The organism is Vibrio sp. 99-8-1 (genome assembly GCF_013114595.1).
Lineage (GTDB): Bacteria > Pseudomonadota > Gammaproteobacteria > Enterobacterales > Vibrionaceae > Vibrio.
Genome location: NZ_VTXE01000045.1, coordinates 1 through 14,343 on the forward strand (window position 1 = coordinate 1; position 14,343 = coordinate 14,343).

The 14,343-nt window shown below is 40.4% G+C and carries 17 protein-coding genes and 1 other RNA gene; 8 read left to right on the plus strand and 10 right to left on the minus strand.

The window, feature by feature from the left end; translation table 11 throughout:
• Positions 1-234: 234 nt before the first annotated feature.
• Positions 235-1,095: a small-conductance mechanosensitive channel MscS gene (gene mscS, locus F0227_RS19375; protein WP_171754900.1), complete on the plus strand. Its 861-nt coding sequence runs from the start codon at positions 235-237 to the stop codon at positions 1,093-1,095.
• Between the two features lie 61 nt (positions 1,096-1,156).
• On the opposite strand, the gene F0227_RS19380 is transcribed toward mscS, so the two are convergent.
• Both F0227_RS19380 and F0227_RS19385 read right to left on the minus strand, forming a co-directional pair.
• Positions 1,157-1,639 (minus strand): YbaK/EbsC family protein, encoded by a 483-nt coding sequence (locus F0227_RS19380; protein ID WP_171754901.1) that lies wholly within the window; start codon positions 1,637-1,639, stop codon positions 1,157-1,159.
• The gene (locus F0227_RS19385) at positions 1,639-2,265 is read right to left on the minus strand and encodes a LysE/ArgO family amino acid transporter (RefSeq protein ID WP_171754902.1); all 627 of its coding nucleotides are present in this window, start codon (positions 2,263-2,265) and stop codon (positions 1,639-1,641) included. The genes F0227_RS19380 and F0227_RS19385 overlap by 1 nt, the downstream gene beginning before the upstream one ends.
• Positions 2,266-2,415: 150 nt before the next feature.
• Between F0227_RS19385 and F0227_RS19390 the strand changes: the two genes are divergently transcribed.
• The 3 genes from F0227_RS19390 to F0227_RS19400 all read left to right on the plus strand — a co-directional run bounded on the left by F0227_RS19390 (position 2,416) and on the right by F0227_RS19400 (position 4,821).
• Positions 2,416-3,315, plus strand: a complete 900-nt coding sequence (locus F0227_RS19390; RefSeq protein ID WP_171754903.1) for a LysR family transcriptional regulator ArgP — start codon at positions 2,416-2,418, stop codon at positions 3,313-3,315.
• A gap of 175 nt (positions 3,316-3,490) precedes the next feature.
• Complete coding sequence (locus F0227_RS19395; RefSeq protein WP_171754904.1) at positions 3,491-4,189, plus strand: oxidative stress defense protein; 699 nt, start codon at positions 3,491-3,493, stop codon at positions 4,187-4,189.
• A 260-nt stretch (positions 4,190-4,449) separates the two neighbouring features.
• The gene (locus tag F0227_RS19400) at positions 4,450-4,821 is read left to right on the plus strand and encodes a hypothetical protein (RefSeq protein ID WP_171754905.1); all 372 of its coding nucleotides are present in this window, start codon (positions 4,450-4,452) and stop codon (positions 4,819-4,821) included.
• Between the two features lie 61 nt (positions 4,822-4,882).
• Here the strand turns inward: F0227_RS19400 and serA are convergent, their stop codons facing one another.
• The 5 genes from serA to zapA all read right to left on the minus strand — a co-directional run bounded on the left by serA (position 4,883) and on the right by zapA (position 8,187).
• A complete protein-coding gene (gene serA / locus F0227_RS19405) occupies positions 4,883-6,112 on the minus strand; it encodes a phosphoglycerate dehydrogenase (RefSeq protein WP_171754906.1) in 1,230 nt (409 codons plus the stop codon).
• Between the two features lie 237 nt (positions 6,113-6,349).
• Complete coding sequence (gene rpiA / locus F0227_RS19410; protein ID WP_171754907.1) at positions 6,350-7,006, minus strand: ribose-5-phosphate isomerase RpiA; 657 nt, start codon at positions 7,004-7,006, stop codon at positions 6,350-6,352.
• 54 nt (positions 7,007-7,060) lie between these two features.
• Complete coding sequence (locus F0227_RS19415; RefSeq protein ID WP_171754908.1) at positions 7,061-7,657, minus strand: 5-formyltetrahydrofolate cyclo-ligase; 597 nt, start codon at positions 7,655-7,657, stop codon at positions 7,061-7,063.
• A 2-nt stretch (positions 7,658-7,659) separates the two neighbouring features.
• A non-coding RNA gene (gene ssrS, locus F0227_RS19420) (6S RNA) lies at positions 7,660-7,845 on the minus strand.
• Positions 7,846-7,881: 36 nt separating this feature from the next.
• On the minus strand, positions 7,882-8,187 hold the full coding sequence (gene zapA, locus F0227_RS19425) for a cell division protein ZapA (protein WP_171754909.1): 306 nt from the start codon (positions 8,185-8,187) through the stop codon (positions 7,882-7,884).
• A 240-nt stretch (positions 8,188-8,427) separates the two neighbouring features.
• On the opposite strand from zapA, the gene F0227_RS19430 reads away from it, so the two are divergent.
• The 3 genes from F0227_RS19430 to F0227_RS19440 are packed head-to-tail and all read left to right on the plus strand — an operon-like array spanning position 8,428 to position 11,422.
• On the plus strand, positions 8,428-9,000 hold the full coding sequence (locus tag F0227_RS19430; protein ID WP_171754910.1) for a YecA family protein: 573 nt from the start codon (positions 8,428-8,430) through the stop codon (positions 8,998-9,000).
• 13 nt (positions 9,001-9,013) lie between these two features.
• Positions 9,014-10,189, plus strand: coding sequence for a 2-octaprenyl-6-methoxyphenyl hydroxylase (gene ubiH / locus F0227_RS19435; protein ID WP_171754911.1), 1,176 nt, complete (start codon positions 9,014-9,016; stop codon positions 10,187-10,189).
• Between the two features lie 3 nt (positions 10,190-10,192).
• On the plus strand, positions 10,193-11,422 hold the full coding sequence (locus F0227_RS19440; RefSeq protein WP_171754912.1) for an FAD-dependent 2-octaprenylphenol hydroxylase: 1,230 nt from the start codon (positions 10,193-10,195) through the stop codon (positions 11,420-11,422).
• A gap of 125 nt (positions 11,423-11,547) precedes the next feature.
• Here the strand turns inward: F0227_RS19440 and F0227_RS19445 are convergent, their stop codons facing one another.
• The 3 genes from F0227_RS19445 to ygfZ form a co-directional block, all read right to left on the minus strand.
• Positions 11,548-11,754: a DUF1107 domain-containing protein gene (locus F0227_RS19445; RefSeq protein ID WP_171754913.1), complete on the minus strand. Its 207-nt coding sequence runs from the start codon at positions 11,752-11,754 to the stop codon at positions 11,548-11,550.
• Between the two features lie 612 nt (positions 11,755-12,366).
• Positions 12,367-12,849, minus strand: coding sequence for a YbaK/EbsC family protein (locus tag F0227_RS19450; protein WP_171754914.1), 483 nt, complete (start codon positions 12,847-12,849; stop codon positions 12,367-12,369).
• Entirely contained in the window at positions 12,842-13,807 is a 966-nt protein-coding gene (gene ygfZ / locus F0227_RS19455) for a tRNA-modifying protein YgfZ (protein WP_171754915.1), read from the minus strand. The genes F0227_RS19450 and ygfZ overlap by 8 nt, the downstream gene beginning before the upstream one ends.
• Positions 13,808-14,069: 262 nt before the next feature.
• Here ygfZ and F0227_RS19460 point away from each other — a divergent pair, with 262 nt between their 5' ends.
• Positions 14,070-14,330: a succinate dehydrogenase assembly factor 2 gene (locus F0227_RS19460; protein WP_171754916.1), complete on the plus strand. Its 261-nt coding sequence runs from the start codon at positions 14,070-14,072 to the stop codon at positions 14,328-14,330.
• Positions 14,331-14,343 lie beyond the last annotated feature (13 nt).

Below are 14,343 nucleotides of genomic sequence, written 5' to 3' on the forward strand. Positions count from 1 at the left end.
TCATATGCAAATGTCAGATCACTATGCGCCTGCTAGGGCGCAGCCAGTAGGAGAGCCTTATAGGCGCATATGAAAAACCACCGGCTATGCCGGTGGATACTTTTGTCTTATCAAAAATTATGTTGCTGTTTACTGTAATTAGTCTGGATTTTATAGCTTTAACTGGTTTATCTTATTTCAGTAGAAGTTAGCTAATTTAGTGAAAAAGGATTTACAACTAATAAAGGTAGAATTATGGCAGATGAAAATATAGTAGTAACAGAGGTTGCGGAGAGCTTTTCTTTAGCAGAGCGTTGGTTAAGCAATAATTCTGATCTTCTGGTTCAGTATGGTGTAAACATTATTTCGGCCATACTGATACTCTTCATTGGTAACATTGTAGTAAAAGCGATCGCCAACAGTGTTGCTAAGGTACTTAAAAATAAACAGATGGATAAAGCGGTAGTTGATTTTATTCATGCATTAGTTCGCTATCTGCTGTTTATTATCGTTCTTATTGCCGCATTAGGTCGAGTCGGTGTACAGACTGCATCTGTGGTTGCGGTTATCGGTGCTGCAGGCTTAGCTATTGGTTTAGCTCTTCAGGGCTCATTATCAAACTTTGCCGCCGGCGTATTGATTGTGGCATTTCGTCCGTTCAAAACGGGTGATTATGTTGAAATTGGTGGTGTTGCGGGCTCTGTAGATTCGATTCAGATCTTTCAAACTATTCTAACAACACCGGATAATAAAATGGTTGTCGTACCTAATGGTTCAGTTATTGGCGGTGCTATTGTCAACTATTCTCGTCATGATACCCGAAGAATCGATCATGTCATTGGTGTCTCTTATAATGCAGACCTGCAAAAAACCAAACAAGTCATATTGAGTGTTTTAGAGGCTGATGATCGAATTTTAACGTCGCCAGGTATACAAATTGGTGTGTCGGCGCTGGCGGACTCCTCGGTTAACTTTGTTGTGCGTCCATGGTGTAAAACCGCAGATTACTGGAATGTTTATTTTGATTCGCTACAAGGTATAAAAGAAGCGCTTGATAAAGAAGGAATTGAAATACCTTTCCCACAAATGGATGTTCACCTGAATAAAGCGGATTAGAATACACTTAATCGCTATTGATTAAATGCTATAGAGTTAAAAGGGCCATAAGGCCCTTTTTTTAGATCATGTGGATGGTATTAGGAAGCTGACTGAGGAGCGCTGGTAGATCGGAACCTGCGAAAGAAAAGGTTTTTTCTGGGTATGCCGGGGTGTACAAAATCTCATCTTTTTCTATCATCTCTTGATCGATGATCATAGGTATCTCTTCTGGTAAACCAAATGGACATACAGCCCCAGATAAACAGCCTATTTCCGCTGTCATCTCTTCTGGAGTACAGATAGATACTCGTTTTCCTAATGCATCTTTAACGGCTTTTTTATCTAAGCGTTTATCTTTTTCGGTTAATAGCAATGCGAAACCACCACCTTTAATTTTAAGAAAAAGACTTTTACTCATTGTGCCTGTCATTCCTAATTCTTTTGAGACTCTTTCATCCGTGGCAAAGTCACGGATAGGTTCGTGTTGCCACTCTTTATAGGCAATATTATTGCGTTGAAAAAGTGATAGGTTGAATTGATAAATTTCGTCTAAACGTTCCATTAAAAATATTGTTCCCAAAGAAGCTTTGTTAAAGAGAGTGCAACAACAAACATGATCATTGCGACAACAAAATCGATAGATTTTTTTACTTTTGGCTTTGAAAGAGTTGGAGCAAGTTTTGCTGCTCCTAGCGACAGCCCATAAAACCAAACCAGAGAAGAGAGCGCCGTTCCAATTGCAAACGCTATGCGATCGTTTCCTTCAAATTGCCCACCAATAGAGCCAAGTATAACTACAGTATCTAAATAGACTTGTGGATTGAGTATGGTTACAGCCAATGCCCCCATAATAACGGCGATTCGACCCTTTGCCACGGAGGACGATTTTTTCTCGTTAGATTGGCTATTAAAGGCGTTTCTTAATGAAAGGTAACCATAAAAAGTGAGGAATAGAATACCTCCTACAGTCACGCTGGTGAGCAGTGTTTCATTTTGTGACAATAGTGCTCCGCCACCAAATATACCCGCGGAGACCAATATGATATCCAAAATACTGCATAAGGTTGCCGTCGTAATATGATGTTGGCGATTGATGCCTTGATTTAATACGTAGGCATTTTGTGCGCCTATGGGAATGATCATTCCAGCGTTTAAACCAAATCCTTGTAGCAATATCCAAAAACTCACAGTGTTCCCTTCTTCATGTAGTGTCTACTTTTGTATTAACGTATTGATATAGAGTATTGAAAAAGTATCAATAATTATAACTAATAATTCTTATTGATAATAAGTTTTGCTTATAATGTAAAGTGACAGAGCAGAAGATTAAGGAAAGTTATGAGAGGACTAGATTATCGCTGGATTGAAGCATTAGATGCCATTATTGAGCAGCGAAGTTTTGATAAGGCTGCAGAGGAGCTCTGTATATCACAATCAGCAGTATCGCAGCGAATTAAACAGTTAGAGAAATGGTTAGCACAACCAGTTTTGATTCGAGAGCAACCACCTAGAGCAACCGATGCAGGAAAGAAGTTGTTGGGTTTGTACCGGCGAGTCTGTTTGCTTGAGCAAGATTTATTGCCAGAGCTGACCCCTGAAGCGAGTGAAAAGCCTCTACCTGTATCGGTGGCAACGAATGCCGATACATTGGCGACTTGGTTATTACCTAGCTTAGCCAATCTGTTGCATTCATCAAAGCTTCAATTGAATCTCATTGTTGAAGACGAAAAACGAACTTTAGAAAAACTACGTAGTGGCGAAGTTGTCGGAGCAATAAGCATTGAAGCAAAACCTATCACAGGTTGTACGGCGGATTATTTAGGTACAATGGAGTATCTATGCGTGGCAAGCCCTGAGTTTTGCCAACGTTACTTTCCTGACGGTGTATCGAGAGAGTCATTAATGCATGCCCCTGCCGTTGTCTTCAATCAATATGATCAAATGCATGAGATGTTCATTCAGCAACATTTTGGGCTTTCGGTTAGTCATGTAGTAAAGCATACGGTAAGGAGTTCGGAAGCGTTTGTTAAGCTTGCAACTTTGGGGGTTGCATATTGTTTGATACCTAAGCCGCAAATTGTTGATGAGCTAAAAAATGGCGAGCTCATTAATATCGTTCCACAGCATACAATTCCACATGAGCTATATTGGCACCACTGGCAGTTGGAAAGTGGTGTTATTGATGAACTTTCCAGTTCTATTATTTGCTTCGCAAAAAAGAACTTGCCTCAAGGTTAAGTTAGAGTTATGTCAAACATCATAGAATTGAGTACCTTCTAGTTTGAATTTGGCTAGTATAGTGACTGAAGTTAGTGAGTACGCTCAAACAGGTATCTCAATATATGCTGAGAAATGAATTTGACTACGTAAATCGTAGCGCGACTTTGACCGAGTTAACCAATAAGGTATTTCAATGAAACGTATAATGATATTACTTGCTGTTTTTCTTTGTACATTGAGTATAAAGGTGATGGCAGCGAATCCAAGCTTTCCTCATATTGAAACAACAGGATATGGAGAGGTGATAGCACAACCCGACATGGCAGAATTCACGGTCCAAATTGAAGAGTCGACTCTTACCGCAGAGCAAGCGAAAAAGCGAGTGGATAAAGTAGTGACTGCATTTATTCAACGTTTAATGGCGGAAGGTGTGCAGAAACAGGATATTAATAGCAGTAACTTATACTTATCCCCTAGATATCACTACCCTAAGTCAGGAGCTTCTGAGTTGGTAGGTTATAAAGCGTCTCGTAGCATTACAGTTACCGTAAATGATTTAACAAAGTTAAATGCTTACCTAGACGGTGCCATTGGTGATGGTATCAATCGCGTCGATAATATTCAGTTGAAAGTGAAAGACAAAAAAAGTTACCAACAGCTAGCGAGAAAAGAAGCGATTAAGGATGCTAATGATAAAGCATCATCATTAGCAGAAGGTTTTAGTTCACAGTTAGATGGCGTTTGGAAAATCACCTATAACCAAGGGCCAGAGCGTCGCCCTATTATGTATAAATCAATGGCAATGGAAGCACAAGCCGATGTTGCTGCGAGTTATCAAGACGCGACAATTATTATTCGAGATAGTGTGAATGTTACTTACCGTTTGAAGTAGTTCAGCAAGGGCTATAGATGAGTGATATTAGTCAAAGAGGCCAAATAGCTCTCTTTTAGCTAAGAGAAACGTTGATAAGTGAGCTAATGGTAACTATTTGTTATATTGATAGTTTTAACAGAAATGCACAGTTAACTAGATTGAACGCCATAATATTGTAAATATTAATTTTATACACTGTTTTATTGAAGGTGGGTATTGTTTTTCGTTATAGGTTTAAATTACTATTCCCCTCCAACTCAGTGAAATAGAAGAATAAAATGAAAAATATAATGATAATGGCTTTTACTTTCGTCATTTTGATAGGGTGTAGTTCAGCGGGCTATCAAGTTAGTGAACCTACTGCGAGTCCTGAAGCGATCAAAGCTCTCCAAGAAGAGATGAAAGATGTCAGAGACATGAGCGTATCTGATGAAGGTGTTCTTACCTACAACAAATGGGTACAAAATGGTTATCGTTGGCTTAAAGGTGTGACTTTAAATTCGGCGTATGAATTTTCTTGTGTCCAAGCGCTATCTATTTTAGAAGACGGTTTTACTATTTCTATCAATTTCAAAGGAACTGGTGGCGGTCAGTACAACTACGATCTTCAGCGTTGTCTAGATATGCAGGCAGAAAAAGATCAAGAATAGAAAAATTTTTATATAAACAAAGCCCTCAAATTCTGAGGGCTTTGTTGTTTTTTGCTCTTAATTAATGCAGTAATCTTGCGCGGATGGTACCGTCAATCTTCTTAAGCTTAACTAACGCTTCTTCTGAACGGCTTGCTTCTACATCAATAACCACGTAGCCAATTTCTGAGCTAGTTTGTAAATACTGACCCGCGATGTTAATGCCATCTTCGGCAAAAATGGTGTTGATTTGAGTCAGGATGCCGGGGCGGTTCTCGTGAATATGCAGAAGACGAGAAGCTCCTTTATGTGTTGGTAATGACACTTCAGGGAAGTTAACACTAGAAAGAGTTGAGCCATTGTCTGAGTATTTAGCCAGTTTCCCCGCGACTTCTACCCCAATGTTTTCTTGAGCTTCTTGTGTAGACCCCCCCACATGCGGAGTAAGAATAACATTGTCAAATTTAATCAGTGGCGACTCAAAAGGATCGGCATTTGTTTTCGGCTCGATAGGGAATACATCCACCGCTGCGCCTCCAAGGTGTCGTGACTCGAGAGATTGACATAAGGCTGGAATATCCACCACTGTGCCTCTCGCGGCATTGATAAAGACAGCTCCCGGTTTCATCATTGCGAACTCTTCTTCACCCATCATATCTTTTGTTTCTGGGGTTTCTGGTACATGAAGAGATATAACATCACACTTGTTTAGTAAGTCACTAAGAGTATGTACTTGAGTGGCATTTCCTAACGAGAGCTTATTTTCAATGTCATAGAAATACACGCGCATTCCGAGGTTTTCAGCGATAATACCTAACTGAGTTCCAATATGACCATAGCCAATAATACCTAAACGTTTACCGCGAGCTTCGTAAGAGCCATCAGCACTTTTTTTCCAGATGCCTCGATGGGCAAGTGCATTTTTTTCAGGAATTCCCCTTAGTAATAGCAATATCTGTCCTAAAACTAGCTCTGCGACACTACGAGTATTTGAAAACGGAGCGTTAAAGACAGGTATGCCGCGCTTAGAGGCTGCGGTTAAGTCAACCTGATTTGTACCGATACAAAAACAACCAACTGCTGCTAGTTTGTTCGCAGCTTGAAACACTTTTTCGGAAAGGTTGGATCTCGATCGAATACCGATGAAGTGCACATCTTTTACTGCTTTTACAAGTTCATCTTCAGAAAGTGAACCCTTGTGGTATTCGATATTGGTATATCCAGCGGCTTCTAAAACTTCGACTGTTGAAGGGTGAAGTCCCTCTAAAAGCAGAATTTTAATTTTGTCTTTTTCCAGTGATACTTTGGCCATTTATTTGCGTCCTTAAAATGGAATGTTTTTTACAGTACAGACATGTGGCAAGTATGTGAAACCCTTGTCAGCCTTACGGACTATTTCAACTTGCTGTACATTTCTGTTTAATAAACTATCAAAAAAAATGCATTTTGGGTAAGAAAATTACGGCATAAGAGATAAAAAAACGGCACTTTAGAGTGCCGTTTGTTATCAAATTACATATTTTGCAACTTTTATAGAACAAATAGGTGGTTATTCTGCTATTTTTGCGCCTTCAGGAGAGCCGGTAATCACCACATCAGCTCCGCGATGAGCAAACAGTCCCACGGTAACGACACCCGCTAAGCTTGTAATTTTATCTTCTAGTTCTTTGGCATTAGTAATTTCTAGACCATGAACATCAATAATGATATTGCCATTGTCGGTTACTACACCCTCTCTATATGCAGGGTCGCCACCAAGTTTAACCAGTTCTCTTCCTACATATGAACGGGCCATAGGAATGACTTCTACTGGCAAAGGAAACTTGCCTAACACGTCAACAGCTTTAGAACCATCAACGATGCAAATGAATTTTTCAGAAATTGCAGCGACGATTTTTTCTCTTGTTAACGCTGCGCCACCACCCTTGATCATCTCTTTATTTGGGTTAATTTCATCAGCACCATCGACATAGACGTCTAGCTTATCAACTTCGTTGCAATCAAATACTTCAATACCAAGGGCTTTAAGCTTTTCTGTAGAGTCTACTGAGCTTGACACCGCACCTTTGATCTCTTCTTTCATAGTACCTAGTGCATCGATGAAGTGTTTCACTGTCGATCCTGTGCCGACACCTACAATGCTGCCTGCTTCAACATATTTTAGTGCTGCCCAGCCAGCTTCCTTTTTCATTTCATCTTGTGTCATGATTTTCTCCAGAGTATTAGGGGGGAATTATAAAACGGCGGAAATTATAACGGTTTAATGTTCAATTTCCCAACGCCATATTCTATCTGGAGTAATAATATTTGGTAGGGGGATATCCCACTGCTCAACCGGTAAGCGATCGACTTGCTGGCATGTGTGTGCCAGACCGACAGGCAGTGCGCCTTTACCACTGGCATACCAAGGCTCAAGACTTCGATCATAATAGCCACCGCCCATACCTAACCTTTGTCCTTGTGAGTCAAAAGCGACAAGAGGGGTGAATATCACATCAAGCTGAGAAATAGGGATAACTTGAGTAACATCTAAGCAAGGCTCCTTAATTCCATACTTGTTAGCAACCATAGGGGTATCAGGGGTATAGTTTAAGAATAGTAGTTGTCCTTTAGAAAATGGATGCAATACTGGCAGAAAAACATGTTTACCTTCTTCCCAACAGTGCTCAATTATGGGTTGAGTGTTGAGTTCACCGTTGGTAGAGATATAAATTGCGATCTGATCGGCTTGCTGCAGTGGAGTAAATTGCTTGATTTGGTGTAAGGCTTGATTAGCTGCGAGAGTTTGGTCGGTGGAGGATAAATCTTGACGCTTTTGACGCATGATCTTGCGTAGATGTGTGCGGATATTTTGCATTAGGATACCCCAGAGTGCCGTTGAGAATTAATGGCCCTTGAACCAGCTGGTTCAAGGCGGATCAGCAATGATAACCGTAGGCTTCTCGATACGAGCCGAGCTTGCTCAATAGCTATCAAGTACTAACCCTTTGGTATTGCTTATCGGCTCAGGGACGTAAATTCTGCTGACAAACACCCCAGGGTAAAACTTTTTACGCCATCCGTGCGGGTAAATTCATATGGTTAACTGTCTGAATTTACGTTATTTAAAGCATCGTCCAGTGATGCGGTTAATTGTTCTATTCGTTTTTCTATCTGTTCTTGAGTTGAATTTTCAGCTTCTTTTATTTGCTGAAGTTCATAACAGACATTTAAAGCTGCAATTGTTAGTAGCTTTTCAGTATTTGACACTTTAGTTCGTTCCGTCATCTCTTTCAATCTTTCATCGAGATCTTTTGCGGCTTGGCGCAATGACGCTTCTTGACCGACAGGACAATTTACTCGGGTTAACTTACCTAAAATTTCAACTTCAACCGCTTGGCTACTCATAATGACAGAACTCTTTACGCGCTATATTAAATGGCGGTTTTGCCATTGAAAATGCACTATAGAAAAAGCGTTAGGAAGATTCAAGTGTTTCACCGTTTTGCCAGCAAAATAGAACTGCAAATTAACAAATATTATCTATTTTGTGTAAATGCTCATCAGTTTTAATCGAGTTTGAACATTTTAGCTCGCGGCTGAAAATGCTAGTATTGCTGCAATTAACAATTAATTTGAAGAATGATTATGAGTGAAAAAATAGTGCCTGACTATTCGGTGGTTGCTGTTGAACTAAAAAGTGCTGGATTATCAGTTCGCCCGGCTGAGCTACAAGGATTACTTATTGGAATGGTAAGTGGTGGGTTGTCGATTACTGATAAAAGTTGGCAGGCTCTTATTTTTGATTACACCAACGATGGAATGGGATGGCCGGATAAAGCTTTACGGGTGGGGACTGAGATATTTAAGGCAGCAGTGACTGAGCTTACCGGTTCAGAAATTGAGCTTTCTATGTTGCTGGCTGATGATAATGAGCCTTTACAGGAACAAGCTGATAGCTTAAGCGAATGGGTGAATCACTTTATCTCGGGTCTTGGGTTAGCGGGATTGACTCTTAAAGATGCTCCAAAAGATGTGAAAGAAGCACTGGGAGATCTGGAAGAGATTAGTAAACTGGGTATCGACGAGGATGATGATATGCAGGAACAGGCTGACTTACTTGAGCAGGTGATTGAACACGTAAAAGCATGTGTGCTCACCGTTCATGCTGAATACGGTTTAAAAGTCAGTTCAGAGAAAAGTGCGCCAACGATACATTAAGTTTAGTGATGAGATGAAAGAATACGATATAGCCATTGCTGGTGGCGCTATGGCAGGAGCGACTCTGGCTTTGGCTCTACAGCAGAAAAGTCAGGGAACAATTCGCATTGCTGTGATTGAGCCGTTCGATGCAAATAACCAAAAACATCCTGGTTTTGATGCTCGTTCCATCGCGCTATCTATTGGAACTCAGCAGTTGCTAGAGCGTTTTGGATTATGGTCGGATATATCTCAAGTGGCTACCGAAATTAAGCGTATCCACGTTTCTGAGCAAGGGCAGTGGGGGCTGACAGATATTGACCATCACTCGTATGGTGTCGACGCATTAGGTTATGTTGTAGAACTTGCCGATGTCGGAAGCGTGTATCACGACAAACTGTCTCGGCTTGACGGTATTGATTTCTATTGCCCTGACTCTGTTAAGACAATTACACAGTCTGAGCAGAATAATGTCATTGAGTTATCATCTGGTAAATCTCTGGCATGTCGTTTGTTGGTAGCTGCTGATGGTGCAGAATCGACCTGTTGTCAGTTATTGAATATTGAGCATTCAGAATATGACTTTGAACAGATTGCAGTGATTGCCAATATAACAACGGAAAAACCTCATCAAGGACAAGCATTTGAGCGTTTTACCAATAATGGCCCTCTTGCACTTCTGCCTATGTCTGGGGATCGAATGTCTTTAGTTTGGTGTATGTCGCCTTCACAAGCATCATCATTACTAGCACTCGATGAGAAAAGTTGTATAGATAAGCTGCAGCAGCAATTTGGCTGGCGATTGGGGAGAATTAAGCAAATTGGAGAAAGAGCCTCATATCCTCTGATTTTAAAGCGAAAAGAATCCATCGTTCATCACCGTTTTGCCTGCGTAGGTAATGCCAGTCAGTTATTGCACCCCATCGCAGGGCAAGGTTTTAATCTTGGAATACGAGATATAGCTAGCCTAGTTGAAGAGTTGAATGTAGAAGACGATGTTGGTGGATTTATATCACTGTCGCGATTTAACCAACGTAGAGTGAATGATAGAGACAGTACGATCGCGTTAACGTCCGGTATGGTACGACTGTTTTCAAATCAGTGGCTTCCTTTACGTATTGGACGTAATGCTGGGTTAATGGCTATAGATAATATACCTCTGCTAAAGGGGCCGCTTTTAAAGCGAACAATGGGATTGGTTAAAAGGTAGATTATGATGCGAAGCGTTGATATTGCAATTGTTGGTGGTGGGATGGTTGGACTTACTCTCGCTTCAGCATTAAGAGATACAGATATAAGAATTGCGGTAATAGAAGGGACAGCTCCAGATCAAGAGCTAGCGTCATTACCAGATGTGCGTGTATCCGCATTAAGCCGGGCAAGTGAACGAATATTGGCGAATGTGGGAGCATGGCAAGGAATAGAGAAGCGGCGATCGTCACCGTATACTGCAATGGAAGTGTGGGAGCAGGATAGTTTTGCTCGTATCGAGTTTGATGCAACACATATGGGACAACCTAATCTAGGCCATATTGTTGAAAATAGAGTGATTCAACTGGCACTGCTTGAGCAAGTTAAGCAGCAAGCAAATGTGACGGTATATATGCCTTCAAAATGCCAAAAAATAGTGATGGGAGAGAGTGAAGCTTGGTTAACACTGGAGGATGAACAGTCTTTAACGGCAAAGCTAGTCGTTGGGGCTGATGGGGCGAATTCTTGGGTGCGAAAACAAGCTGATATTCCTCTGACTCATTGGGATTACGGTCATACTGCGTTGGTTGCTAACATTAAAACGGCAGAAAAGCATCAAAAAGTGGCAAGGCAGGCATTTACTCCTATGGGACCATTGGCTTTCTTACCAATGAGTGATGAGCATATGAGTTCTATCGTGTGGTCTACCGATCCTAACCGAGTAGAACAGTTATTGGCGATGCCTGAGCACGAGTTCAATAAACGTTTAAGTACCGAGTTTGATATGCAGTTGGGCTTATGTTCACTGCTCGGTAAAAGAGAGGCTTATCCTCTAAAAATGCGTTATGCACGTGATTTTGTATTGGAGCGGATAGCACTGGTGGGCGATGCGGCACATACCATACATCCACTTGCTGGTCAGGGTGTCAATCTAGGCCTGTTAGATGCAGCTAGTTTAGCTCAAGAGATAAAACAGTTGTGGTTATCAGGAGAAGATATCGGTAGTAGAAGAAACCTTCGACCATATGAGCGGTGGAGAAAAGCAGAAGCCGCGAAAATGATCGCAGCAATGCAAGGCTTTAAAGATCTATTTGAAGGTGGTAATCCTGCAAAGAAATTGTTTAGAGGATTAGGTGTAAAATTGGCTAGCCAGTTGCCAGGGGCAAAAGATGAGATTATGAAACATGCATTGGGGCTTAAAGGTAACTTACCAAATATTGCCAAGCAGAACTATATGAGCAAAGAGTTATAGTTGCCATTGCTCGTTCTGAGTTCGTTAGATACAAATCATGTTTGGCTGATAAACAAAAAGGTTGGCGTTATGCCAACCTTTTTGTAAATAAATAATTATGTAATATGGTCATTCATACATAGCAGTTAAGCATAACAACAACGTAACCTCATTATTTCCTGATTCACTTCATTGACCGCTTTGAAGTGTCGCTTCTCTGCTTTCTCTGGCAATATCAATTTGCCGTTATCGAATTCAAATTTTCCTACGCCGTATATATAAATTCTTCCCTTAAAAAGCCTACTTATGTGTTTAGCTATCATACTAGGCGTATAGCGCTTAAACATTCGCATAGTTCTTCCTTTGTTTTTATCTAGCGCCATAGATTATACGAGATAGACTATGACGGATTTGTGACTAAAACGGAGAAATACTGCTTTATAACTTACTAACTTGGTGATTTGTGCTGAATTCATCAAATCAGAAGGATTTTATTCAACTTTGCGTGATCGTCTCCTCATAATTAGACTTTGCTTATATGAATAATATAATTACTACTTACGCATAGTTAACGCATTAAATGCGGTTTATCTATCTATTGGTTAAAGAGTAGCCTATTTTTCGTTTTTTTAAATTTTACTTAGATAAAATGTAAAAAAATGCCCGCAAATAATTTGCGGGCGAATAGTCACAGATGCATTACACAAACAAAAAATTTGACAGACATTGTTAGTAAGTTTGATATTTTGATGTCACATCCCTTTGATTTAAGAGAGTGAATAATGACTGATTCTAACTGGAATCAGCATAGCCTAAAAAACAACACTTGAATATATATTTATTTTTTATGATTTTAAATTCAGTTTTGTGATTTTCTCTTTGGAAACAAGATCTATGTAACTAATGTAATGTTGTCGTTTTTTCTAGACTTTGATACATGCACTTACGTTCGTATATGGCAGTTGTTATCGACAGATATCGGCATTTACGCTTGTCGGGTTGCACAAGGAAAACAGATCAGAGTTGAGAATGGCTATTCCTGCCATGTTGCTGCCGCTGCTAATAGTGATTTCAGCTATGGATTGAAACCGTTGATCGAAAACTATCGGCATCGGTGTTTTTAGTAGCAGTGGAGACACTGCTCCGGGCTTGTATCCACTGATCGCTTCAATATCATCATACGAGACACAGGTCATTCGTCTTAACCCCAATAATGCTCGTACTTTTTTAGGATCAACAGAGTGGTCTCCGGGAACGCAAGCAAGAACATAGTTGTCCCCCATATCTCGCAATAGAATAGATTTGACCATGACTCTTGGTTCGATATTTCGTTCTTTCGCGGTCTCTTCTATGTTGGTGGTAGGTACGGTATGAAGCAGCAGACGAAATTTGACCTGCTGCTTTTCTAAGTACTGAGTAATGGCAGTTTGAAAGCTTATGTTATTCATCTAATGAATAGGGTAGTGGACGAATTTTCCAGACAGAGTTAGGTTGTTCTGCTAATCGTAACTTGGTATCAATGTCGAGATTATTAGGCATCACAATTAACCCGATACATTTCTCTGCTGAAACGGAGTAGTGAGTGATGAGCTTACCCACGGTTCGCCAATTCTCGCCAACGCTTCTTTCTAATGTGGTGTCAGATGGTATAGAACCGTCGACTGTACCTTCTACAATGAACATGCTTCGTTTATTTGTTCCTCTATACTTTGCGCGGGCAACGGTTTCTTGTCCTGTATAGCAGCCTTTAGAAAAATTTATGCCAAATAAGCCTTGTAGGTTGAACGCTTGTGGAATGTGTTCATTTTGATTATCTGTTGTGATACGAGGGATGGCCGATTCGATATCATACTTATCCCATATATCTTCATGATAGAGGCCTGCTTCGACTTGATTCTCCACAAATTTTGATGCAGATTCACTGTCTAAAAGAACAAGCCAACGACGCTCATCAACCTTAACGGCTGTTCCACCAGATATTGCTCTTACATCACCAGTATCAGTAGAGAGTGAATCGATCAGCTGCTCAGCTTGTTGGCCAACAACACCTAGCGCGATATCTTTCGCTATAGAAATGTCGACTTTAGAAAAAACCGAGTATTTTTTTATCTCTTTCAGGGCGTTTTCAATAGCGGATGCGTGTTGAAACAGAGCGTAACCATTTTGGTGGTGGAATAGACGGAAAATACTCCATACTTTTCCTTTGGCATCGCAGTGAGCCCCCAGAGTTGTTTCCGTCTCACTAAGTGACACGACATCACAAGTAAGCTGACCTTGTAAATACGACTTTTTGTCCTCACCTGTAACGTCAATTGCCTTCCAGGAAGATAAGTGAGAGATGATAAATGTGGAGATATCATCCCCTTTGTTGAGCGAGTAAGAAGGAAGATTATTCTGCCATTTCATAATGATTACCTTGGCTTATTATTAAAATCATACTTAATCTGCAATTGCTGAAAGAAGTATCTTGAGGTTACTTAGTTACCTATCTTAATCATTGATAGGCGGTATATCCATGAAATAATGTTACTGCTTTTATTGTGGTTAAAGATTATTGGCGGTTTAAGCGAGTTTAATCTCTTTTTCGTGATGCTACCGAAATTTATCGAGTGGTTGCAAACTGATGGAGTTGGTACACTTTGCCTAGAATAAATGAAGGAGTAACTAAATGTATTCAAAAGAAGATAAAGCCCGAATCAAATGGGCATGTCGAAGAGGAATGCTGGAACTAGATGTGGTGATAATGCCGTTTTTTGAAGAGTGTTTTGATGACTTAACAGAAATGGAACAACAGGATTTTGTGGCACTTTTAGAGTGTGATGATCCCGATCTGTTTATGTGGGTAATGCAGCATGGTCGTAGTAAAGAGAGTAATTTAGCCGAGATGGTAGATAAAATCGTTGCCCACAACCTTAGTAAAGTCCGTTAGGTTTTCGACTACG